This window comes from Micrococcus sp. Mcc28, assembly GCF_024519775.1.
Classification (GTDB): domain Bacteria; phylum Actinomycetota; class Actinomycetes; order Actinomycetales; family Micrococcaceae; genus Micrococcus; species Micrococcus luteus.
The window spans coordinates 64,142-86,827 of record NZ_JALJRH010000012.1 but is presented as its reverse complement, the minus strand read 5'-3'; the positions used below and the strand labels follow the sequence as shown (position 1 = coordinate 86,827).

The window sequence follows — 22,686 nt, the reverse complement described above, 5'->3', positions numbered from 1 at the left end:
CGCGGCGTCGTCGTCGGCCTTCCGGAATCTTCTGCGCCTCTGACCCTTCTGGACGTCCGCTCCCGCCCCAGAAGGGTCAGGTCCGCAGACGATCCTCCGCGCCACCGGCGTCGAGACCGCCACGCTCCGCGATCGCGGCCCGCACCAGCGCCACCGTCTCGACGAATCCCCGCCACCGGTCCGTCCCCGCCACCCGGATGTTGAGCCAGCCCTGACGCAGGAACACCGCGTCCCGGCGGGTGTCCTTGCCGACCTGCGCGGCGCCGTCGTGGGTCTTGCCCTCGTAGTGGATCGCGATCCGCCACCGCCGGTAGCCGAGGTCCGCGCTCGCGGGGTGCCACAGCGAGTAGTCGGGGTCCCAGAGCTCGATCTGCAGGTCCGGCTCGGGCAGCCCCGCGGCCATCAGCGCCAGGCGCAGCTCGGTCTCGACCGGGGAGTCGGACCCGGTGCGCACGAGCGCCAGCGCCTCCCGCGCCCGCACGATCCCGGCCTCGCCGGTGTGCCGCTCGAGCGCGGCGTCGAGCTCGCGGCGGGTGGCCAGCGCGACCTTCCCCCGCCTCTCGTCCTCCCGGGCCAGGCGATCTCCGACCGCCACGAGCGCGTCCCGGTCCAGGACGGTGGCCAGGTGGAACCAGGTGTCGGCGTGCGAGGTCCACCGCAGCCCGTGCAGCCGGTCCCGCCGCACGAGGACGCGGTCCAGGTCCACGAGCCGGGTGCGCACGCCGGGCACCCGCAGCACCCGGCGGGTGCGGGACCGCAGGACAGTGGGGCACACCCGGGCCGTCACGTCGTCCGGGAGGGGCCAACCCAGCAGCCGGGCCACGGACTCTCCGGTCACCACGACGTCGGGACGCATCGCCGCCAGGTCCTGCAGCCGGGACAGCTCGGTGGCGAGGGGACGCGCGGGCGGCGTCGCCCCGGTGACGGGGCCGATCCAGCGGTAGTGGCCGTGCGCGACGCGTTCGACGTCCCGGCTGCGCAGCCGCGACCCGGACACCCCGGCGGCCAGCGCCTGCGCCCGCGTGAACGGGGCGTCTTGGAGGTGGGCGGGGAAGGGTCCGGGCACGCGCATGGCCCCGATCCTGCTCGCTCCCGACGTCGGCGGGCCCGGTTGTCCACAGGCCCTGCGGAGGCGTCGGGCCGACGTCGTCGTGGACGTCCTGCCGCGCGCTGGGAATCCGTTGCACATCTGACCCTTCTGGGCCGCCGCGCAGCGCTCGGAAGGGTCGGATCCGCAGAAGATTCCGGGATCACCCGCTCAGCCCGTACTCCTTCAGCATCTTCCGGGCCTCCTGGGTGCCGGCCCTCTGCAGCTCGAGCAGCTGCGCGTAGATCCCGCCGGACTCCGCCAGCTCCGCGGGGGAGCCGACCTCCTCCACCCGCCCGGCGCGCAGGGTCACGATCCGGTCCACGGAGGCGATCGTGGAGAGCCGATGCGCCACGATCAGGCTGGACCGGCCCACCATGAGCTCGTCCAGGGCCGCCTGCACGAGCCGTTCGGACTTCGTGTCCAGCGCGGAGGTGGCCTCGTCCAGCACGAGGATCGGCGCGTCCTTCAGCACGGCCCGCGCCACCGCGATCCGCTGCTTCTGCCCGCCGGACAGCCGCAGCCCGCGCTCGCCGATCACCTGCTCGTAGCCGTCGTCGAACGCCTCCACGAACCGGTGCGCGTACGCGGCCTCGGCGGCGGCCCGGACGCGCTCGTCGGAGGCGTCGGGGTCCGCGTAGGCGATGTTCTCGCGCACCGTCCCGGAGAACAGGCTCGGCTCCTGGAACACGGTGGCGATCCGCCCGCGCAGCACGGCCAGGTCCAGCCCGGCGACGTCCTGTCCGAACACCTCGATGCGTCCGCTCGTCACCGGGTACAGCCCCAGCAGCAGGTGCGCGATGGTCGACTTCCCGCCGCCCGACTCGCCCACGAGCGCCACCCTGGCACCCCGCGGGATGTCGAAGGACACGCGGTCCAGCACGGGGCGGGAGGCGTCGGCGTCGTAGGCGAAGGAGACCTCGTCGAAGCGCACGGCCGGCACGTCCGCGGGGACGTCCGGCGCACCCGGCACGACGTCGGCCCGCGGCTCCGCCGGCACGCGCGGTGCGTCCGCACCCGCCGACTCCGCACTCGCGCTCGCCGCCGCGAGCGCCGCCCCGCCGGCCCGCTCGCGCTCCTCGGCGAGCACCTCGAAGTAGTCCTTCGACCCGGCGACGGCGCGCTGGGCGGAGTCCACGAGGAAGCTCATGGAGAAGATCGGCTGCCGGGCCATGTTCATCAGCTGCAGGAGGATCACCATGTCGCCCACGGAGAACAGGCCCTGCGCGGTGCGGACGAACACGATCAGGTACATCGCGCCGAAGGCCACGTTCAGGGCGAGCCGGCGCCCGGCGTCCATGCCGTGCCAGAACCGGGACTGCTGCCGGGTGATCTCCACGGTCCGCAGGAACCGGTCGCGGAACCCGGTGAGCTCGTGGTCCTGCCGGTTGTAGGCCCGCACCACGGACATCTGGGAGACCACCTCGGCGAACCGCCCCGAGGCGACGTCCACCTCCGTGTTCTTCTCCCCCTCCCACACCTGCCACTTCGCGGACGTCCGCGCGGTGAGCCACATGTACACGGGGAAGACGACGGCCAGCAGGATCGCCAGCGGCCACCAGTAGAACGCCGTGATCACGAGCACCGCGGCGGTGGTGACGAGCATGGTGAACGCGTTGTTCGCGAAGAACTGCAGAAACTGGGTGATCTCGTTGATGGTGCGGTTCAACCGGTTGACGACCCGCCCGGTGATCGCGGTGTCGAAGTACCGCTGGGGCAGGTGCAGCAGCTGCTCGAAGTACCGCGTGGAGAGAATGGTGCGCATGCGCGCGGCCATCACGTCGCCCCAGTAGCCGCCCACGCTCACCACCAGGGTGGTCGCCACCTCGACGGCGAGGAACGCGACCGCCAGCCAGGTCACCGCGGTGACGGCCTCGGCCACGTCGGTCTCCCCCGCGACGGCGGCGACGATCCGGTCCGTGGCCGCACCGATCAGGAACGGGGTGGCCAGGGCCAGCACCGCGGCCAGCACGGAGCTGACGGCGATGCCGAGGTAGAGGCGGTGGAGCTGGGGCGCGAAGCGCAGGATGCGGAGCAGCGACGTCACCCGGCCAGGCTAGTGGCCGGTGCGGACATCAGCGCGGGCCGGTCGGCCCGCCTGGAGGTCAGAACGGGGGCGCTGCCGCGACGGCGGCCAGCACGGGGTGCAGCAGCGGGGCCACGCCGTGCCCGCCCGGTGCGGCCGGGGCGGCGGGGTCCATCCAGTGCAGCTCGACGATCTCGTCCGTCGGCTCGGGGACCTCGTGCCGGGCGACGGGCCGCCACAGCGCGAACACCTCCGAGTGCAGGGCGGCGCCGGGCTCGTTGGCGGCGGCGGTGTCCCACGCGCCCAGGCGGGTCAGCTCGTCCGGGCGCAGGCGAAGCCCGGTCTCCTCGGCCACCTCGCGGACGGCGGTGTCCACGGGGTCCTCGCCCGGCAGGTGCTTGCCGCCGGGGAACATGAACATGGCGGTGCCGGCCTTGCGGACGGTCAGCACGCGGCGGTCCGGGCGGGCCAGCACGACGGCGGAGACGCGGATGACCTCCCCGGCCGCGACGGTCGGGGTGCGGGCGGAGTCGGAGGGGGAAGGACTCATGCCCCCATCATCCTCCCCGCGCGGCTCAGAGGAGCGTGAGCCCCACCTTCACGGCGATTCCCAGCATGAGCACGCCCACCACGGCGTCCACGATCCGCCACGTCCGCGCCGAGTCCATGGACGGGGCGAGCTTCGTGCCGCCCCAGCCGAGCGCGGTGAACCACACGAGCGAGGCCGCCACCGCACCGCCCACGTACGCCCACTTCGCCGCCCCGAACGTCTGCGCGAAGGTGCCCATCATGACCACGGTGTCGAGGATGGCGTGCGGGTTCACCAGGGAGACGGACAGCGCCAGCAGGATGATCCGCGGCAGCGGCGTCTGCGGGCGGTCCAGCGCCACGCGGCGCGGCTGCACGCGCTGCCGCACCGTCACCGACCCGCCGCCTGAGGGGGCGCCGAAGCCGGGCGCGCCGTCGTCGTGATGCCCGACGCCGGCCCCGGCCGGCTCGCGCTCGGCCAGGCGGCCGGTCGCCGGGTCGATCAGCGGCAGCTCACCGGTGAGGACCGCGAGGTCGATGCGGTCGGGGCCGTGCCCGGTCCCCTCGACGTCCGCGGCCGCGGTGGTGAGGGTCCGGTCCCCGCGCCAGGCGGAGCGCAGCGCGCCCGCAGCGAACCCGAGGAGGTAGACCACGCCGGCCACGGTCAGCGCGGGCACGAGCCACGGCCAGCGCTCGGCCACCACGCCCACGCCGCCGGCGCCGAGCACGAGCAGCGCCACATCGGCCACGAAGCACACGGTCAGGACGGTCCACACGCGGTCGCGTCGGACGATCTGGCGCAGCAGGAACAGGGTCTGCGCGCCGATGGCGACGATGAGGGCGAGGTAGGTCAGGAATCCGGTGGCGAAGATGGTCACCGAGCGAGGATAGGAGCCGTCCCACGTCCGTGCCATCGCGATCTTCTTCAAGATCTGAAGACATCCTTCATGACCACCCCTACCCTGGAACGCATGAACTCCGACCACCTGCGCGCCCTCGTCGCGGCCGTCGACCACGGCACCTTCGACGCCGCCGCGGACTCCCTGCGGATCTCCGGCTCGGCCTTCTCGCAGCGGATCAAGGCCCTCGAGCGGCAGGTGGGCCAGGTGCTCCTGGCCCGCACCGTCCCCGTCCGGCCGACCGCGGCGGGAGAGCGCCTGCTCCGTCTCGCCCGGCAGACCCTCGCACTCGAGGACGAGGCGCTCGCCGCGCTCGGCCGCGGCGACGGAGGACGCGTGCCGCTGCGCGTGGCCCTCAACGCGGACTCCCTCGACACGTGGTGGGAGCCCGTGCTGCGCGAGGCGGCGACGTGGGACGACGTCGTCCTGCAGATGCAGTCCGAGGACCAGGAGCACACCGCCGTCCTGCTGCGGGACGGCGCGGTCGTGGCGGCCGTGACGGACGACCCCACGCCCGTGGCCGGGTGCACCTCCACCCCGCTGGGCACGATGCGCTATCACGCGGTGTGCGCGTCCTTCCTGCTGGAGCTGCACCGCGACGCGCGGGGCCGGGTCGACTTCGGCACGCTGCCGATCGTGGACTACGGCCCCCGCGACGGCCTGCAGCACACGGTGCTGCGCCGCGTCACCCGCGGCCGGCCCGTGGCCGACCCACCGACCCACCTCGTGCCGTCCGTGCACGCGTATCTGCGGGCGGTGGAGCTCGGGCTGGGCTGGGGCATGCTCCCCTCGGTGCAGATCCCGCCGGGCGTGCTCGAGGGCCGGCACCCCGACCTCGAGACGATCCCGGCCCTCGGCGCGGCCGACGTGCACCTGCACTGGCAGCGCTGGACGGCCGGGACCGCGGCTCTGGACCGCCTCACGGACGCGGTGCTGCGCGCCGCGCCCTCCGCCGGGGACACCGCGGACTGACGGGCGCATTCGAGACCCGCCCCGGACGCGCCGCGACCCCCGCCGGAGGGACGGGGGTCGCGGTCACGGGCCGCTCCGGGCGGCCGGGGTCGGGTCAGCGGCCGTCGCCGGTGCCCGGGCGGCGGGTGGCGTCGCCCTCGGTGCGCACGTCGCCGGCGCGGTCGTCCACGCGGTGCACGTCGTGGTCACGGTGCGCGCCGGCCACGTGGTGGTCGCGGCGCACGGGCTCGGCGTGCACCTCACGCTTGCGGCGACCGGCCAGGCCCGCCAGGCCCAGCAGGCCGGCCAGGCCCCACAGGCCCCAGTTGCCGTTGTCGTCCTTCTCCTCCTCCTGGGGGGCGGGCGACTCGGAGGCCGGTGCCGTGGTGGCGGTCTCGGTGGCCGGGGCCGTGGTCTGCGCGACGGCGGCGGGGGCACCGAGGCCGGTGACGACGGCGGCGCCGAGGGTCAGGGCGGTGGCGGTGCGGCGGATGTCAGTCATGATCGTGCTCCTCTCACCGGCGGCCTGCGCCGACCGGCGTCGGGGTGGATCGGCCGGAAGTCCCGGACGACCCTTTCGGTCATACACAGGCACCGTACGCATAGGGGGGTGGGGATACGTCAACGGTTGCCGTCCCGGGGTCAGGGCCGGCCGGCCCGGGCGGAGCCGCAGCAGGAGCCCGCAGCCCCCGGCCCGGCGCGCCCCGGGGTGCAGGGCACGACGACGTCGAAACGCGTCCACCCGCCCTCGGACGCCACGGTCACGTCCCCGCCATGGCTGCGCGCGATCGAGCGCACGATGGCCAGACCCAGACCCGTGGACGGCTCCGTGCCCGAGGCGCTCGTCCGGCCCTTCCCGGGGCCGCGGACGAAGCGGTGGAAGAGGGTGGCGTGTCGGTCGGCCGGGATGCCGCCGCCGTCGTCGTGGACGCTGACGAGCATGAGGCCGGGCCGGGGCCGGTCCTCCCGCACGGAGGCCGTGACGGTGGTCCCGACGGGGGTGTGCTTGGCCGCGTTGGAGAGCAGGTTGCCGACCACGCGGGCCAGCTGCGACCGGTCGCCGGTGACGGACCGCTGGGTGCCCGGCTCCGCCCCCTCGGGCAGGTCCACCACCCATGTGTGGTCCGGCCACGCCGCGCGGGCGTCCATCACGCCCTCGAGGACCACCTCGGACAGGTCCACCTGTTCGGCCAGCGCCACCTCCCCGGAGGGCTTCAGGCCCATGGCCCGGCCGCGCGAGACGGACTCGAGCCGTTCGAGCAGGAGCATGTCGTCCACGAGGGCGGCCATCCGGTCGGCCTGGAACAGCACCCGGTCGAGCGACCGCCGGCCGGTCGCGGAGAGCTCCTCCGTCATCGCGATCATCTCGGCGTAGCCGCGCACCGAGGCGAGCGGCGTGCGCAGCTCGTGGGAGGCGTCCGCCATGAACCGGCGCATCTGCTGCTCCTGCACGCGGCGCTGCTCCAGGGCCGCCTCGACCGAGCCGGTGAACCGGTCGAGCGCCTGGGCGACGACGGCCACCTCGTCCGGCCCCTGCAGGAGCCGAGGCGGCATGCGTGAGTCCTCCGGATCGAGCCCGGCGCGGGCCATGTCCACCTGGGCGACCCGCTCGGCGACGGCGGCGACCTCGCGCAGCGGGGCCAGTCCCCGACGCAGCCACAGGGTCACCAGGATCGCGGTGGTGAGGACGGTGACGGACAGTCCGACGGCGACCGCGAGCAGCGCCTGCCGTGTGACGTCGGACATGGCGCCCGTCGGCGCCCCCACCACGAGCACCTGGTCCGCGGCCACCCAGGGGCCCGGCGCGGTCAGGGTCTGGGCCTGGACGCGATAGGAGACGTCGCCGACGACGGCGTCCAGCATCGGCCCGCCCGGCCGGTCCCGGAGGGCGTGCAGAAGGTCGTGGGCCTCCCGCGCCGTGAGCGGCACGGACTCCCCGGCGTCACCGACCCGGTGCCCGATGAGGGCGTCCTGCTGATGCTCCTCCAGACCGGAGAGCGGGACGAGCGCGACCACCGTGCCCTCGGGCTGGCCGAGGGTGCCCGGCACGCGGAGGTCCCCCTGCCCCGGGCCGCCGTCGCCCCCTCCGCCCGGCGAGGGGGCCGTCAGCTGCTCCGAGGCGCGGATCCATGCTTCGGAGGCGTCCCGGGAGGCGGATTCGGTCAGCAGGGCCTTCGTGATGCCGGCCGCGTAGAACGAGTAGGCCAGGATGGTGGCCATCAGGATCAGAAGGACGCCGGCGCCGATGCGTCGGGCCAGCGACGTGGGCCGCCTGCGGCGGGTGCTGCCGTGCCCCGACGGGACCGCGGCGGTCTCAGGCAGGCCGGATGACATACCCGGCGCCGCGGATGGTGTGGATCATGGGATCCCGGTCCGCGTCGATCTTCTTCCGCAGGTAGGAGATGTACAGCTCGACGATGTTCGCGCGGCCGCCGAAGTCGTAGCCCCAGACGTCCTGCAGGATGCGCTCCTTGGAGAGCACCGTGCGGACGTTGGCCATGAGGAACTTCAGCAGGTTGTACTGCGTGGCCGTCAGCTCGATCTCGTCGCCGCCTCGGGTCACCTCGTGGGTGCGGGTGTTCATCACCAGGTCGCCGACCACGAGCACCTCGGAGCCGCCCGAGACCACGCCGGAGCGCTGCACGAGCCGGTGCGCGCGGATGAGCACCTCCTCCATGGAGAAGGGCTTGGTCACGTAGTCGTCGCTGCCGGCGGCCAGGCCCGCCACGCGGTCCTCGGTCGCGTCCTTGGCGGTGAGGAACATGGCGGGCATCTCCGACCAGTGGGCGCGCAGGCGATCCAGGACGTCCAGGCCGTCCATGTCCGGCAGCATGACGTCCAGGATCGCCAGGTCCGGACGGCCGGCGGTGCCCAGCTCGGCGGCGGTCGCGCCGTCGTGGGCCACGATCACCTCCCAGCCGCAGAGGGTGAAGCCCATGGAGAGCAGGTCGGCGATCATCGGCTCGTCGTCCACGACGAGCACCCGCACCGGCGCGCCGTCCGGGTGCGAGAGCTCGGGCAGGACCTTCTTCAGCTCCGCCATGGATGACGGGCCGGTGGTGCTCTGGATGGGGCTCACAAGGTTCCTCTACGTTCAAGAGACGGTTCACGGTGCCCACGCGGACGTCGCGGGCTGCGGGGGACGAGCGCCTCGCGACGGAGGGGCGACGCCGTTCCGGGGGATGGCGGACGGGCGGCGACCGGAGGCCGGGGGGTGCGCGGATCCCCCCTCGACGGAGCCCCATGCTACGCGGATCAGCCGGGTCGGCCCAGAGTCTTCTCGGATTGCGGACATCAGCGTGACTCGTCACAGCCCTGACGCATCCGGCGGCGCCACCGGGGCCGCCCTGTGCTGACGCCGCGCCGCGTGGCCCGCGTCAGTCGACCGGCTTCATGGCCCAGTGCGTGGCCAGGGTGCCGAACATGTGGGTCTCGTGCCCGATGTTCACGAAGCCGGCCTCGGCGAAGAGGTCCGCGACCTCGTCCGGCGTGTGGAACGCCTTCGTCGAGGAGGACAGGTACGCGTAGGCCTCCGGCCGGTCGGCGATCAGCTTCGCCAGCTGTGGCATCACCCGGTGGATGTAGAAGGAGGAGAAGGGCTTGAGCACGTTGTCCGGCGCCGGCGACGTCTCGAGGGCCGCGACCCAGCCGCCCGGGCGCAGCACACGGAACTGCTCGGCGAGGGTCGCCGGGATGTCCGCGACGTTGCGCAGCAGGTAGCCGTGGGTCACGGCGTCGAACGAGCCGGCCTCGAACGGCAGGTCCGTGGCGTCCGCGACGACCCACTCGATGCGGTCCCCGCCCGCGCGGGCACGGCCGACCTCCATCATCTCGGCGGCGATGTCGGCGCCCACCACCTGCGCGTCGGGGTGCTGCTTGAGCACCTCGAACGCGAGGTCCCCGGTGCCGGTGGCCAGGTCGAGCACGCGGGCCTGCGCGGGGATGTTGGCCCGCGCCACCGTGCGGCGCACCAGGCGCGGCTCCTGACCCCATGTCATGACGGCGTTCATCAGGTCGTAGCGGCCGGCGATGGCGTCGAACATCGCGGAGACCCGGTCGTGGTGGTCGGCGGCGCCGCGCTGCGCGTCGCCGCGCGGGGCGGGGAGGGGGTTCTGGCTCACCAGGCCACCGTATCCCGCCCACCTCCCCCGACGACGCCCCTCACCGGGATTGCACAGGGGAGTTAGGTTGCCCTAATCTTCCAGAGTTACCTCACGTCGGTGTTTGCTAATACCGGCCCGGCAGGGCCGACGCATCCTCCGACCGCAGACCCGACCCCCTCCGCCCGGCGCCCGCGCGTCGCGACCGTGAAAGGCCACCACCATGGCACCGTCCCCCCTGTCCCGCCGCTCCCTCCTCGCCAGCGGGGGAGTCGGGCTCACCCTCCTGCTCGCCGCGTGCTCCACCGGCCCGGCCGGAGGCTCGGCCTCGTCCTCGTCGGCCGGTGCGTCGTCGTCAGACGCCGCGGGCGGGGACGCCGCGTTCCCGCGCAGCATCGAGCACGTCTACGGCACCACCGAGATCCCGCAGCGCCCGGCCCGCGTGGCCACCGTGTCCTGGGTGAACCAGGACGTGGCCCTCGCCCTCGGGGTGGTGCCGGTGGGCGTGGCCGCCGTGGAGTTCGGCGGGAACGCGGAGAAGTCCACCGACTGGTTCGACGCGAAGCTCGCCGAGACCGAGGGCGCCCAGAAGCCCGTGCAGTGGTCCGAGGCCTCCGGCATCGACGCCGAGGCGATCGCCGCCGTGAAGCCGGACGTCATCCTCGCCGTCTACTCCGGCATCACGCAGGAGGACTACGACCGCCTCTCGAAGATCGCCCCCACAGTGGCCTACCCGAAGGACGTCCCCGCCTACGGCACCTCGTGGCAGCAGTCCACGGAGGTCATCGGCCGCGTGCTCGGCAAGGAGCAGGAGGCGGAGGAGCTCATCGCGGACCTCGAGCAGCAGATCAAGGACGCCGGCGAGAAGCACGCGGGCCTCCAGGGCGCGTCCTTCGTCTACGGCACCATCGACCCCGCCGCCGCGGACCAGATCAGCATCTACACGGACGTGGACAACCGCCCGAAGTTCCTCGAGCTGCTCGGCATGGAGCAGGCGCCGGTGGTGACGGAGAACTCCCCGGAGGACCAGGCGTTCTTCTTCACGTGGTCGCCCGAGCGCGCGGACGAGCTGGAGTCGGACGTGTTCGTCTCCTGGGCCGCCCAGGACTCGGTCCGCGAGGCCATCGAGTCCGACCCCCTGCTGGGCTCGATCCCGGCCGTGAAGGCCGGCGCCCTCGTCCTGCAGACGGACGAGCAGGAGGTCCTCTCCGTCTCCGCGATCTCCCCGCTGTCCATCCCGTTCGCGCTCGAGAAGGTCGTCCCGCCGATCGCCGAGGCCGCGAAGACCGCGCAGGGCTGATCCCTCCCCATGCCGTCCACGGCCCTGGCCTCCCCGGCCCGCGTCCGCGCGGGCGTGCTGATGGGCGCCCTGCCCGCGGCGCTGCTGCTGGCGGCGCTCGTGGCCGGCGTCGCCCTCGGCGCGCGCACCGTGCCGGCGACGACGGCGCTCGACACCCTGGGCGCGGTCCTCACCGGGCACCCCGTGCCGGAGGGCATCGAGGCGGCGGCCGTGGCCTCCCGCGTGCCCCGCGTGGTGACGGGGGCGCTGGTGGGGGCGGCGCTGGCCGTGGCCGGCGCCGCCCTGCAGGGGGCCACCCGCAACCCGCTCGGCGACCCGGGGCTGCTCGGGCTCTCCGCCGGCGCGGGGCTGGCCGTGGCGGCGGGCATGGCGCTCGGCGTCGCCGGCTCCACGTTCGGGGTGCTGGCGCTGGCCGCCGTCGGGACGCTGGTCGCGGCGGCGCTCGGCTACGCGGTGGCGGCGGCCGCCACGCGGAGGGGCCGGACGACACCCGGCGCCCCCTCCCCCATGGCGCTCGTGCTGGCCGGCGCCGCGATCACCGCCGGCGCCACCGCCGGCACCACGGCGCTGCTCGTGCTCTCCCCCACGGTCCAGGACCGACTGCGCTTCTGGGCCGTGGGCACGGTGGCCCGCGCCGACCTCGGCGAGGCGCTCGCCCTGGCGCCCGTGATCGCCGTCGGGCTGCTCGCCGCCGTCGCCGTGGCCCCCGGGCTCGACGCCCTCGCCCTCGGCGACGACCTCGCGCACGGTCTGGGCGGGCGCCCGGAGCGGGTGCGCGCGGTGCTGCTGGGCGCGGTCGTGCTGCTCACGGCCGCGGCGGTGGCGCTGGCCGGGCCGGTCGGGTTCGTGGGGCTGCTCGTGCCCCACGCGCTGCGCCGTCTGCGGCCGCCGAGCACGCGAGCCCTGATGGCCGGCTGCGCCCTGTGGGGCGCCGTCCTCGTGATCCTCGCGGACCTCGCCGGGCGGCTCGTCGTGGCGCCCGGGGAGATCCACCTCGGGGTGACCACCGTCCTGCTCGGCGTGCCCGTGCTGCTGGCGCTGCTGCGCCGCCCGGGGGTGGCCGCATGAACCTCCAGCACACCGCCCCGGACGACGTCGTCGCCCGCCTGCGCCGCTCCGACCGGCGCCGCCTCGGACGGGCCTGCGCGGGCCTCGCCGTGGCCGTGCTGGTCCTCGCCCTGCTGCGCGTGGTGTGGGGCACGTACCAGGTGACCGTCCCGGACCTCGTGCGGATCCTGGGCGGGGAGACGATCCCGGGAGCGAGCTTCATCGTGCTGGAGGAGAAGCTGCCCCGCGCCGTGGCCGCAGTGCTCACCGGCGCCGCCCTGGGCGCGGCCGGCGCGCTCTACCGGCGCACGTTGCGCAACCCCCTGGCCTCGCCGGACATCCTGGGCGTCACCCAGGGCGCCGCGGCGGCGGTCGTGCTGGGGATGCTGGCGACCGCCGGGCAGACCGGCGGAGGATCGGACCTGATGCGCGCCGCCACGGCACTGATCGGCGGCCTTGTGGCGGTGGCCGCCGTGTTCGCCACGGCCCGCTCCGTGGGGGGCGAACGGTTCGTGGTGGCCGGCATCGCGGTGGCGGCGGCGGGCCAGGCCGTGGTGGCCGGGGCGATGCTCTCGCTGGCCCAGCACGACCTGCAGTCGGCCACCGTCTGGATCGCCGGCTCGCTCAACGGCGTCACGTGGGGCCGCATTGCGCTGCTCGCGGGCGTGCTCGCGGCCGCCCTGCCGCTGGCGGGGGTGCTGCACGCGCGGCTGGCCCCCGCCGACGTCGGCCCGGACCTCGCGCACGCCCTCGGCGCCCGACCGCGCCCCACCTCGGCCGCGGCGCTGGGGCTCGGCGCAGTGCTGGCCGCCGTGGCGACCGCCGTCGTGGGGCCGCTGGCGTTCGTGGCGCTGCTGGCCACCCCGGTGGCGCGCGGGCTCACCCGTGGCCTGCCCTCCCTGCCCGCGGCGGCGCTCACGGGCGCCGCGCTCGTGCTGCTCGCGGACCTCGTGGCCGGTGAGGCCGTCCCCCTGCTCACCGGCGCCGCCCTGCCCACCGGTGTGCTCACCGGCGCCGCCGGCGCCCCGCTCATGCTCTGGCTGCTGCTGTGCCAGGGCCGGACCCCAGGAGGCGTGCGCTCCGCATGACCGCTCCCCCGCTCACCGTCCCGTCCCCCGCCGCACCGCGCGCCGGGGCCGCCGACGACGTCGCGATCCGCCTGCGCGGCCTGACGCTCGGCTACGGCCCGGCCTCGGCGCCGCCGATCGTCGCGGACCTCGACCTGGACGTGCCCGCCGGGCGCGTCACCGCGATCATCGGCGCCAACGGCTGCGGCAAGTCCACGCTGCTGCGCGGCCTGACCCGCCAGCTCGCCCCGCGCGCCGGGAGCATCGAGGTGCTCGGTCGGGACGCCGCCCGCGTGTCCGCGCGCGACTACGCCCGCACCGTGGCGCTGCTGCCCCAGCATCCCGTGGCGCCCGAGGGCATGACGGTGGCGCAGCTCGTGGCGCGCGGCCGTCACCCGCACCGCGGGCTCCTGGGCGGCCGGGCCGCCGGCGACGACGCCGCGGTCGCCGCGGCGCTCGAGCGCACCGACCTCGTGGAGCTCGCCGAGCGCGAGGCCGGCACGCTCTCCGGCGGGCAGCGGCAGCGGGCGTGGCTCGCCCTCGTGCTCGCCCAGCAGACCCCGGTGGTGCTCCTCGACGAGCCCACGAGCTACCTCGACCTCAGCCATCAGGTGGAGGTGCTCGACCTGGTGCGCACGCTCCCGGACCCGCGTGGCGAGGGCCGGGCGACCGTCGTCGCGGTGCTGCACGAGCTGAACCTGGCGGCGCGCAGTGCGGACCACATCGTGGCGATGGCCGCGGGCCGGGTGGTGGCGCAGGGCACGCCGGGCGAGGTGATCGTGCCGGAGGTGCTGGCCGAGGTGTTCGGCCTGGACGCGGACGTGGTGGCCGACCCGCTGCTGGGCCACCCCGTGGTGCTGCCGCGGGGGGACGGGGACCGCCGATGAGCGCCGACGGCATGATCGTGGCGCACACGCGCGTGGTGTCCGTGGAGCAGCCGTGCCGCGGGTTCCGGCGGATCGTGCTGGCGGGCCCGGACCTGGAGGCCGCCAGCGGGGACCTGCTGGGACTGCTGCCGCCCGGCGTCGCCGACCTGCACGCCCTGTACCGGGGCGCGCGGCCGCGCCGGGACGCCTATGTGAAGCTGCTGATCCCCCCGCCGGGCGGGACGTCGGCGGACCCGGACCTGTCCGCCGGGTTCCGCGCCGGGTTCCTGGCCATCCCCGAGGAGGAGCGCGGCTGGATGCGCACGTACACGGTGCGCTCGGCCGGGCTCGTGCGGCTCGACGGGCGGCAGGTGCCCTCGCTGACCGTGGACGTGGTGCTGCACGGCGACCCGGACGACCCCGCCGACCCGCATCAGGGGCCGGGCCTGCGCTGGGCGCGCGCCGTCCAGGCGGGGGACGCGGTGAACGTGCTGGTGCCCTCGGCGGAGGCGCCGGCGTGGTCCGGCTGGCGGCAGACGGGGGCGCACCGTGTGCTGGCCGTGGGCGACGAGACCGCCGTCCCCGCCCTGGTGTCCGTGGCGGAGGAGCTCGCGGACCCGTTCGGCGGGTTCGACGGCGAGGCGGACCTCGTGCTCGAGCTGCCCCACGACGGGCAGGCCGCCGACCTCATCGCCGAGCGCCTGGCCGTCCCCGAGCCGTGGGACTGGCGGGCCGTGACGGAGCTGACGGACCGGGGCCGCGTGCGCCTGCACGTGGGCCGCCGGGCGCCGGGGGCGCCGTCGGGGTCCTGGGCGCACGCCCGCCTCGCCGCCCTGCTGGGCGTGGACCCCGACGACGCCGGCGGGCCGGTCGCGCCGCCCGCGGCCTCCGTCGAGCGCGAGTGGACCGTCGCCGCCCTCGAGGCCGACGAACGGCCCGAGGCCTACGTGTTCCTCGCCGGGGAGTCCGCGATGGTGCGCGCCCTGCGCCGGCTCAGCGTGGGCCCCGGCGGCGTGCCGAAGAAGCACGTCTCCTTCATGGGCTACTGGCGGGAGGGCCAGGCGGAGAGCTGAGGAGTGGGGTGGTGGAGCGCCGCTCCGCCCTCGCACCGGCGTCGGGCTCTCCCTACTGTGGGAGTTCAGCACCCGATCGAACCGAAGGAGAGATTCCCATGACCCGCACCGTGATCATCGGCGGCCACGGCAAGGTGGCCCTGCTCGCCGCACCTCTGCTGGCGGAGGCCGGCCACGACGTCGTCTCGATCATCCGCAACCCCGATCACGCCGAGGACGTCCGCGCCGCCGGCGCCGAACCGCTCGTCCTGGACATCGAGAAGGCGGACCAGGAGGAGCTGCTCCACGCGCTGCGCGACGCGGACAACGTCGTGTTCTCCGCGGGCGCGGGCGGCGGGGACGCCCAGCGCACCCGGGCCGTGGACCACGACGCCGCCGTCGCCAGCATGCGCGCCGCCGAGGCCGCGGGCGTGCGGCGCTACGTGATGGTGTCCTACCTCGGCGCGTCCCTGCACCACGACGTGCCCGAGGACGACCCCTTCTACACCTACGCGCAGGCCAAGGCCGAGGCGGACGAGGCGCTGCGGGACTCCGGGCTGGCCTGGACCATCCTCGGTCCCGGCGCCCTGACCGACGAGGAGCCGTCCGGCCGCATCACCGTGGACCCGGACCTCTCCGACTCCGATGCCCCGCAGCGTGGGGCCAGCCGCGGCAACGTCGCCCGGGCGATCGTGGCCGTGCTCAGCGAGCCGGGCACGGTGGGCCGGAAGATCGACTTCGTGGACGGCGACGTGCCCGTGGCCGAGGCCGTCCGCGGCGACTGACGCGCCGCCGCCGTCGTCGGCCCCTCCCACCCGCGCTTTCGAACGTGAAAGGGGGCGAATGGGGGCTTTCGAACGTGAGATAGGCCCTCTCTCACGTTCGAAAGCGCCGGGCGGCGGCCGCCAGCGCCGGGGACCGCCCCTCAGGCCAGGCCGAGGCGGCGGTCCACGGTGCCGAGCACACCCATGAGCCCGGTGAAGCCGGCCAGGATCCCGGCGAGCACGACGCCCACGCTGCGTCGGCCGAGCCGCGGCACGTCGAGGAACGGGTACGGGTACCAGTCGATGCGGGGCCCGCGCGCCATGGTCGCCGCCGCCCACATCAGCGGGATGACCGAGGCCAGCCCGGCGCGCCGCCGCGTGATCTGCCCGCGGGGGTCGAACAGCGCCCACACCGCCGGGGCGAGCACGGGGTTGACGATGTGCTGCAGCGTGTCGTTGAGCCGGTAGAGGAAGGTGTCCTGTTCGCGGCCGCGCAGCACCGCGTTGTAGACGATCCCCGTGACCATCACCGAGCCGAGGCCGGCGGTGCGCACGGCCCAGAACGCGTCCGACGTGGGCGCCTCACGACGCGCGGCCAGCGTCAGCGACGTGCCCGCGACCAGGGCGTTGGACAGCCACGTGAAGTACGCCGGCTGGTTGAGGGCGTGGGACCAGCCCGCGGGGAAACCGCCCTGATAGCCGACGCCCGGGATCACCATGGAGTCCTTGGACATGCCGATGGGGAACGAGGTCAGGCACCCGATCAGCGGCAGTGCCCCCGAGACCTGCCACGCCAGGCGGCTCCGACGGTCCACCGGCGGCACGGGACGCGGCTGCAGCCGGGGCACGACGGCGTGCGCGATCCGCTCACGGACCCCCTGCGGGGCGGGGCGGGTGCGGCGGAGGGAGGGCAGGCTGACGCGGAGGGTGGAAAGGGGCATGGGGGTCGTCCTCGAACAACCGGGTCAAGGGATCACAGACCGCCCATTCTCACATGAACAGCAGTTGAACGAAAGGGAGCGAGACGGAGAACACCGCCGCGCCCCCCTCCTGCCCGCCCCGCCGCCTCAGTGGGCGCCGGCCTCCTCCAGCGGCAGGATGCGCTCCGGATCCTCGACCTCCACGCGCACGCCGTCGGCCTGCAGCCGGCGCACACCCTCGGCGATCAGCCGCCGGCCGACGTCGTCGATCCGGTCCACCCGCTCGAGGTTGAGCACCACGGTGCGGATGGGCCCGTCGTTCTCGTCTCGGGCGGCCACGGCGGCGGCCTCGTGCACCGCACCGCCGCTGGTCGCGGCCGCGAGCGCCGCGCTGTCCGCCGCGGCCTCCTGCCACCGCGGGTAGACGGCGGCGTCCCACCCGGTGCCGGGTTTCTCCGCCCCGGTGTGCAGGTCCGTGAGCGCGTCCAGCACCGCCTCGGCGCCGCCGAACCGGATCACGCCCTGCAGATGCACGAACACGCGGTCACCCTCGCGTTTTACGAAGCGCACGGCGGTGCCGCCCAGGCTGTCCCCGTCCATGAGGTGCAGCCGGAAGTCCTCGGAGAGGCGGCGGCACGCCAGCACGCCGCGCGCCGAGTTGCCCACCTCGTCCAGGCGCGGCGAGAACACGCCGATCCCCACGCGGCCCGGCAGCGCGCCGAGCACACCGCCGGCCACCCCGGACTTGGCCGGGATCCCGACGTCGGCGAGCCACTGCCCGGCGGCGTCGTACATGCCGGAGGAGGTCATCACGGACACCACGCGCCGCACCACGATGGACGGCAGCACGCGCTCGCCCGTCATCGGGTGGATGCCGCCCGTCGCCAGACACGCGCCCATCACGGCGAGGTCCTTGACGGTGACGAGCACGGCGCACTGCGCCACATACCCGGCCACGATCTCCCCGGCGGAGTCCTGCAGCACCCCGTAGCTGCGGAGCATGTGCGCCAGGGCGAGGTTGCGGTCCGAGACCGCCATCTCGGACTCGTACGTCTCCCGGTCCACCGAGAGCCGACGCCCGGCGAGCAGGGACATGATCTCCACGGCCCGGTCCAGCCGCTCCTTCCGGCTCGCCTCCGGTCCCACGAGCAGCTGGTGCACCGCGAGCGCGCCGGCGTTGATCATGGCGTTGTCCGGGCGGTGCGACTCCGCCTCGAGGGAGAGCTCGTTGAAGGCCTCGCCCGAGGGGTTCAACCCCACCTGCCGGTCCACGGCGGCGAAGCCCCGGTCCACGAGCGCGGCCGCGTACGTGAACGGCTTGGACGCGGACTGGATGGTGAACTCCACGTCCGCGTCGCCCGCGCAGTGCAGCCGCCCGGTGGGGGTGGCCAGCGCGATGCCGAAGCGGTCCGGGTCCGCCTCCGCGAGCACGGGGATGTACTGGGCCGTCTCGCCCGGGTTCACGGCGCCGAGCTCGGTGACCAGGCTCGCCAGGTAGTCGGGGATCGGGTGTCTCATCTCAGGCCTCCCAGCGCAGGCAGGTCAGGGGCTCGCCCCCGGGCACGGGCACGTGGCCGGTCGCACGGAAGCCGAGCTGCTCATAGAACGGGACGGTGGCGGGCACGGACGCCTCGAGGTGCACGGGCAGACCCGACGCGCGGCGCTGGCCGTGGCGCACCAGCGCACTCGCCGCCCCGCGCCCGCGGGCGGACGGGACGGTGCCGACCTCCTCAAGGTACCAGTGCCGGCCTGCCGGGCGGGCCCGCTCGCAGGCGGCCTGGATCCGCTTCAGGGCGAGGGTGTGGCGGCCGTGGACGGCGACGGCGGTGGGCAGCCCCGCCAGCAGGCCCGGCACGTCGACCCCGCGGGGGGCGGCGGGGGAGGTCCACACGGCGGCGCCGAGCAGCGTGCCGTCGGCCGCGTCCACGGCGACGTCCACGGCGCCCAGCGGGGCGCCGTCGGCCCCCGTGCGCAGCCCGTGGCGCACGGCGGCGGTGAACTTGCGCTCGAGGCGGGCCTCGCGCCGGTCCTCGGGCACGAGCCCGAGCGTGTACGGGTCCGTGGCGAAGGCCTCGGCGAGGACGGTGCCCACACGGCGGGCGGTGTCCTCGCGGGCTCCATCCGGGCGCAGGGTGAGCACGTGGACGCGGGGGCGCGGGGGCGCGGGGTCCGGGGAGGTCATGGCCCCCAGTCTAGGGACGGGGCCGGGCGCGTCATCGGACCGGCCGACGCACGCCCCACCCCGTGTGATCGGCGACACTGGTGGACATGGACTCCTCCGCACCCCTCGACCCGACCCCCGCCGCCCCGCCTGCCGCGGACGCCCCGCCCGCCGACGTCGTCGCCCGCCTGCAGGCGGAGCTGCCCGGCCGCGTGGACGTCTCCGCCGCCGCACTCGAGGCCGCCCGGGCGGACCGCTCGGGGCATCGCTCCCCCGCCGCGCCGCGGGCCGTGGTCCGCGCACGGACGGTGGAGGACGTGCAGGCCGCGTGCCGGATCGCGCACGGCACCCGCACCCCGCTGGTCACCCGCGGAGCTGGCACGGGGTTGGCCGGCGGCGCCGTCGCGGGGGCGGGCGAGATCGTCCTGGACATGACCGCGATGGACCGGATCCTGGAGGTCTCCCCCGCGGACCGCGTGGCCGTCGTCGAGCCGGGGATCCTCAACGGGGCGCTGAACGCCGCGCTCGCCGAGCACGGGCTGTGGTGGGCCCCGGATCCCGCGTCGAAGGACATCTCCACGGTGGGCGGCAACATCGCGATGAACGCCGGCGGGCTGCTGTGCGCCAAGTACGGCGTCACGCGCGAGGCGGTGCTGGGCCTGGACGTGGTGCTCGCGGACGGCACCCTGCTGCGGCTGGGCCACCGCACCGTCAAGGGGGTGACCGGCTACGACCTGGTCGCGCTGATGATCGGCTCGGAGGGCACGCTCGGCGTGATCGTGGGCGCGACGCTGGCGCTGCGGCCGGCCGTGCGCGGCGTGCCCGTGACGCTCGGCGGGTTCTTCCCGGACGTCGTCGCGGGCGCCGCCGCGGCCGAGGCGATCACCGGGGCCGGTCACGTGCCCGCCCTGATGGAGCTGATGGACGAGGCGACGCTCGCCGCGGTGCGCGCGCACGCGGGGCCCGAGCGCGGGGCCGCCCTGCCCGAGTCCGGCGCGTTCCTGCTGGTGCAGGCCGACGGCGCCGGCGCCGAGGCGGACGGGGAGGCCATGGCCGCCCTCATGCGCGCCCACGGTGGGGACGTCACCGTGACCGTGGACCCCGCCGAGGGGGAGGCCCTCATGGCCCTGCGCCGCACCGCGTTCCCCGCGCTCGAGCGCCTCGGCACCCCGCTCGTGGAGGACGTGGCCGTCCCGCGCAGCCGCATGGCCGAGATGTTCGCGCGGATCCGTGAGATCGAGGCACGCACCGGCGTCGCCATCCCCACCACGGCCCACGCCGGGGACGGCAACCTGCACCCGATCCTGCTGTTCGGCGCCGCGGCGCAGGTGGGCGGCGCGGCCGAGGACGCCGCGTCGATCCCGGCGGACGTCTGGGAGGCCGCCGGCGAGCTGTTCCGCGCGGGCCTGGAACTCGGCGGCACGCTCACCGGCGAACACGGCGTGGGCCTGCTCAAGCGCGCGTTCCTGCGGGACGAGCTCGGCGACGCCCAGCACGACCTCCAGCAGCGCATCAAGGCCGTGTTCGACCCGCACGGCATCCTCAACCCAGGAAAGGTGTTCACCCCGTGACGCAGCCGACCACCCCCGAGACCCCCGCCGACGCCGGCACACCGACCCCGTTCGAGGTCGGGCTGCAGCTGCGCTGGTCCGACGAGGACCGCTACGGCCACGTCAACAACGCCCGACTGCTCACCCTCACCGAGGAGGCGCGCGTGCGCGCCCTGGGCGCGTGGGCCACGACGACGGCGTCCCCGGACGTCCAGCGCGTCGTGCGGTCCATGGAGGTCCAGTACGAGGCGCCCGTGGTCTACGCCGGGCCCGAGGTGACGGCGCGGGTGTGGATCCTGCGGATCGGCCGGACGTCCTTCACGCTGCGCCACGAGCTGTGGCAGGACGGGCGGCGCTGCGTGCTGTGCGACGCCGTGTTCGTGCAGGTGGACCCGGCGGCCGGGCGGCCCGTGGCCGTCTCCGACGAGGAGCGCGCCGCCTTTGAGCGCGTGCTGATCCCCGCCGAGGACTGACGGGCCGCCGTCGGGCCTGTGGACGGCCAACCGTCTCGCAGGATCCCGCCGTAGGCTCTGAGGCCATGGAGCAGGACCCTTCCCCGGACGCGCCCGCGCCCTCGGCGGGCGTCGAGGCGCTGCGCGGCACCCCCGTGTCCGAGTTGACGCAGCTCACCCCCGCGGCGTCAGGGGCGCTGGAGCGGCTGCGCCGAGACGTCGAGCGCTTCGACCTCGAGTACCGCTCGGCCCTGCTCCAGGTGGAGGCGCGGCTCGAGGTGCTGCGGGACGAGTTCACGCACCTGCACGACTACAACCCCATCGAGCACATCGTCACGCGGGTGAAGTCGCCGGAGTCGATCCTGCGCAAGGCCTCCGCCCGCGGGCTGTCCCTGGACCTGGACGCGCTGCGCACCAACGTCACGGACATCGCCGGGGCGCGCGTGATCGTCAGCTTCGCCCGGGACGTGTACCGCGTGTTCCGCCAGTTCACGCAGCAGCCGGACATCCGGGTGCTCGAGGTGGAGGACTACATCTCCCGGCCCAAGCCCTCCGGCTACCGCAGCCTGCACTGCCTCGTGCAGGTGCCGATCCACCTGTCCACCGGCACGATCCCGGTGACCGTGGAGATGCAGTTCCGCACGAGCGCCATGGACTTCTGGGCCACGCTCGAGCACAAGATCAACTACAAGTTCGACGGCGGCGTGCCCCCGGACATCGCGACCGAGCTGGTGGCCGCCGCCCGCGTGGCCGCGGATCTGGACACCCGCATGGAGCGGCTGCATGACCAGGTGCAGGAGACCGACCGGGACGACGACGCCGCCGCGGCCTGGGAGGACGACGGCGGTCCCGCCTTCGAGGACGAGCCGGCGGCGGGGCCGGATGGCGCGGGGCCGGGTGAGGCGCGGCCGGGTGACGACGCGCCCGGCGCGTCCACCGTCTGAGCCCCTCCGTCCACACCCGGCGGGCCGCGTGCACAGGGTTCTCCACAGAGTTGTCCACAGGTGTGGATGAGTCACACGCGTGTGATCCACAGAAGCAGCGCAGGGTGTGACCGCAGACCAGGGAGGACATGCGGAGGGAGCGGCTGCCGGTAGCCTGAGCCGATGCCCTCCACCGCCGTGCCGCCGCGCGACTCCGGCGCCGCCTCCACCCTGCCCGCCCGCACCGGGCACCGCGGGGTGTCGATCCTGCGCACCGCCGCCCTCGTCCTCGTCGTGGCGGCGTTCGTGTGGCTCGCACTCACCGTGCGCCTGCCCGGCGTGGACGAGCTGCGCGCCCAGCTGGACGGCTTCGGCTGGTGGAGCTGGCTCGCGTTCACCGTGCTGTACGCGGCCGTGGCGCTCACCCCCATCCCCGTGACGATCATGGCGGTCACCGCCGGTGTGCTCTTCGGCGCGATCGAGGGGACGGTGCTGTCCGTGGTCGGGGCCCTGCTGGGCTCGCTCGGGGCGTACGGCATCGCGCGCGCGGTCGGACGCGAGGTGGCCCTGCGCTGGCTCGGCCGCCACGCCGAGACCGTGGAGCGGCGGCTCGAGGACACCGGGTTCCTCGCCCTGCTGACCCTGCGCGTCGCCCCGGGGCTGCCGTACTGGCCCGTGAACTACGGGGCGGGCGCGCTCGCCGTGCCGCTGGGGATCTTCGCCGGCTCCACCGCGGTCGGGGTGATCCCCGGACAGCTCTCCCTCGTGGCGATGGGGGCGTTCGCGGTGCGCCCGGGCGTCGTGAACGGCGTGCTGCTCGGGGTGGGCTGGCTGACCGTGGGCGGTCTGACCCTGTGGGCGGTGCGCCACTGGCGACGGGCGGCCCGGTCCGCGGAGGAGCCGGCGGGCTCGGAGGGGCCGGAAAGCCCGCGGAGTGGTCAGGACACGCCGTCTCCGCGTGCGCGACGCGGCGTGTCGTGACCACTCTGCGCC

General features: G+C 75.0%; 22 protein-coding genes. 11 read left to right on the top strand and 11 right to left on the bottom strand.

Features of this window, described 5'->3' with window-relative positions; all coding sequences use genetic code 11:
• Positions 1 to 76: 76 nt before the first annotated feature.
• From NR073_RS08070 to NR073_RS08055, 4 genes are all read right to left on the bottom strand, one after another.
• Positions 77 to 1,072 (bottom strand): hypothetical protein, encoded by a 996-nt coding sequence (locus tag NR073_RS08070; protein WP_256748727.1) that lies wholly within the window; start codon positions 1,070 to 1,072, stop codon positions 77 to 79.
• A gap of 178 nt (positions 1,073 to 1,250) precedes the next feature.
• Positions 1,251 to 3,134 (bottom strand): ABC transporter ATP-binding protein, encoded by a 1,884-nt coding sequence (locus tag NR073_RS08065; protein WP_148408436.1) that lies wholly within the window; start codon positions 3,132 to 3,134, stop codon positions 1,251 to 1,253.
• Positions 3,135 to 3,192: 58 nt separating this feature from the next.
• Positions 3,193 to 3,663 (bottom strand): NUDIX domain-containing protein, encoded by a 471-nt coding sequence (locus NR073_RS08060; protein WP_002855389.1) that lies wholly within the window; start codon positions 3,661 to 3,663, stop codon positions 3,193 to 3,195.
• Positions 3,664 to 3,688: 25 nt separating this feature from the next.
• Positions 3,689 to 4,519: a LysE/ArgO family amino acid transporter gene (locus NR073_RS08055; RefSeq protein ID WP_256748726.1), complete on the bottom strand. Its 831-nt coding sequence runs from the start codon at positions 4,517 to 4,519 to the stop codon at positions 3,689 to 3,691.
• A gap of 69 nt (positions 4,520 to 4,588) precedes the next feature.
• Here NR073_RS08055 and NR073_RS08050 point away from each other — a divergent pair, with 69 nt between their 5' ends.
• Positions 4,589 to 5,512, top strand: a complete 924-nt coding sequence (locus tag NR073_RS08050) for an ArgP/LysG family DNA-binding transcriptional regulator (protein WP_152743643.1) — start codon at positions 4,589 to 4,591, stop codon at positions 5,510 to 5,512.
• Positions 5,513 to 5,606: 94 nt separating this feature from the next.
• Here the strand turns inward: NR073_RS08050 and NR073_RS08045 are convergent, their stop codons facing one another.
• The 4 genes from NR073_RS08045 to NR073_RS08030 form a co-directional block, all read right to left on the bottom strand.
• On the bottom strand, positions 5,607 to 5,993 hold the full coding sequence (locus NR073_RS08045; RefSeq protein WP_145951456.1) for a WGxxGxxG family protein: 387 nt from the start codon (positions 5,991 to 5,993) through the stop codon (positions 5,607 to 5,609).
• Positions 5,994 to 6,133: 140 nt separating this feature from the next.
• Positions 6,134 to 7,711, bottom strand: coding sequence for a cell wall metabolism sensor histidine kinase WalK (locus tag NR073_RS08040; protein ID WP_235281271.1), 1,578 nt, complete (start codon positions 7,709 to 7,711; stop codon positions 6,134 to 6,136).
• A 94-nt stretch (positions 7,712 to 7,805) separates the two neighbouring features.
• On the bottom strand, positions 7,806 to 8,534 hold the full coding sequence (locus NR073_RS08035) for a response regulator transcription factor (protein ID WP_036314541.1): 729 nt from the start codon (positions 8,532 to 8,534) through the stop codon (positions 7,806 to 7,808).
• Positions 8,535 to 8,868: 334 nt separating this feature from the next.
• A complete protein-coding gene (locus tag NR073_RS08030; protein ID WP_036314489.1) occupies positions 8,869 to 9,612 on the bottom strand; it encodes a ubiquinone/menaquinone biosynthesis methyltransferase in 744 nt (247 codons plus the stop codon).
• 202 nt (positions 9,613 to 9,814) lie between these two features.
• On the opposite strand from NR073_RS08030, the gene NR073_RS08025 reads away from it, so the two are divergent.
• The 6 genes from NR073_RS08025 to NR073_RS08000 all read left to right on the top strand — a co-directional run bounded on the left by NR073_RS08025 (position 9,815) and on the right by NR073_RS08000 (position 15,708).
• Complete coding sequence (locus tag NR073_RS08025) at positions 9,815 to 10,891, top strand: ABC transporter substrate-binding protein (protein ID WP_036314491.1); 1,077 nt, start codon at positions 9,815 to 9,817, stop codon at positions 10,889 to 10,891.
• 9 nt (positions 10,892 to 10,900) lie between these two features.
• A complete protein-coding gene (locus tag NR073_RS08020; RefSeq protein ID WP_036314493.1) occupies positions 10,901 to 11,959 on the top strand; it encodes an iron ABC transporter permease in 1,059 nt (352 codons plus the stop codon).
• Positions 11,956 to 13,026: an iron chelate uptake ABC transporter family permease subunit gene (locus tag NR073_RS08015; protein ID WP_256748725.1), complete on the top strand. Its 1,071-nt coding sequence runs from the start codon at positions 11,956 to 11,958 to the stop codon at positions 13,024 to 13,026. The genes NR073_RS08020 and NR073_RS08015 overlap by 4 nt, the downstream gene beginning before the upstream one ends.
• Positions 13,023 to 13,892, top strand: coding sequence for an ABC transporter ATP-binding protein (locus NR073_RS08010; protein ID WP_069941200.1), 870 nt, complete (start codon positions 13,023 to 13,025; stop codon positions 13,890 to 13,892). The genes NR073_RS08015 and NR073_RS08010 overlap by 4 nt, the downstream gene beginning before the upstream one ends.
• Positions 13,889 to 14,944 carry a siderophore-interacting protein gene (locus NR073_RS08005; RefSeq protein WP_041104096.1) on the top strand — a complete coding sequence of 352 codons (1,056 nt, stop codon included), beginning with the start codon at positions 13,889 to 13,891 and terminating at the stop codon, positions 14,942 to 14,944. The genes NR073_RS08010 and NR073_RS08005 overlap by 4 nt, the downstream gene beginning before the upstream one ends.
• Positions 14,945 to 15,042: 98 nt before the next feature.
• Positions 15,043 to 15,708, top strand: a complete 666-nt coding sequence (locus tag NR073_RS08000) for an SDR family oxidoreductase (protein WP_041104097.1) — start codon at positions 15,043 to 15,045, stop codon at positions 15,706 to 15,708.
• 140 nt (positions 15,709 to 15,848) lie between these two features.
• Here NR073_RS08000 and NR073_RS07995 read toward each other — a convergent pair whose 3' ends face one another.
• The 3 genes from NR073_RS07995 to NR073_RS07985 form a co-directional block, all read right to left on the bottom strand.
• Positions 15,849 to 16,628: a Pr6Pr family membrane protein gene (locus NR073_RS07995; RefSeq protein ID WP_230278034.1), complete on the bottom strand. Its 780-nt coding sequence runs from the start codon at positions 16,626 to 16,628 to the stop codon at positions 15,849 to 15,851.
• A 126-nt stretch (positions 16,629 to 16,754) separates the two neighbouring features.
• Entirely contained in the window at positions 16,755 to 18,125 is a 1,371-nt protein-coding gene (glsA, locus tag NR073_RS07990) for a glutaminase A (RefSeq protein WP_256748724.1), read from the bottom strand.
• 1 nt (position 18,126) lies between these two features.
• On the bottom strand, positions 18,127 to 18,789 hold the full coding sequence (locus NR073_RS07985) for a GNAT family N-acetyltransferase (RefSeq protein WP_256748723.1): 663 nt from the start codon (positions 18,787 to 18,789) through the stop codon (positions 18,127 to 18,129).
• A gap of 86 nt (positions 18,790 to 18,875) precedes the next feature.
• Between NR073_RS07985 and NR073_RS07980 the strand changes: the two genes are divergently transcribed.
• From NR073_RS07980 to NR073_RS07965, 4 genes are all read left to right on the top strand, one after another.
• Positions 18,876 to 20,339 (top strand): FAD-binding oxidoreductase, encoded by a 1,464-nt coding sequence (locus NR073_RS07980; RefSeq protein ID WP_306274523.1) that lies wholly within the window; start codon positions 18,876 to 18,878, stop codon positions 20,337 to 20,339.
• A complete protein-coding gene (locus NR073_RS07975) occupies positions 20,336 to 20,791 on the top strand; it encodes a thioesterase family protein (protein WP_036314509.1) in 456 nt (151 codons plus the stop codon). Before NR073_RS07980 ends, NR073_RS07975 begins: the two co-directional genes overlap by 4 nt.
• Before the next feature lie 65 nt (positions 20,792 to 20,856).
• On the top strand, positions 20,857 to 21,714 hold the full coding sequence (locus tag NR073_RS07970) for a GTP pyrophosphokinase family protein (RefSeq protein WP_256748721.1): 858 nt from the start codon (positions 20,857 to 20,859) through the stop codon (positions 21,712 to 21,714).
• Between the two features lie 162 nt (positions 21,715 to 21,876).
• Positions 21,877 to 22,674 carry a TVP38/TMEM64 family protein gene (locus NR073_RS07965; RefSeq protein WP_049146992.1) on the top strand — a complete coding sequence of 266 codons (798 nt, stop codon included), beginning with the start codon at positions 21,877 to 21,879 and terminating at the stop codon, positions 22,672 to 22,674.
• Positions 22,675 to 22,686 lie beyond the last annotated feature (12 nt).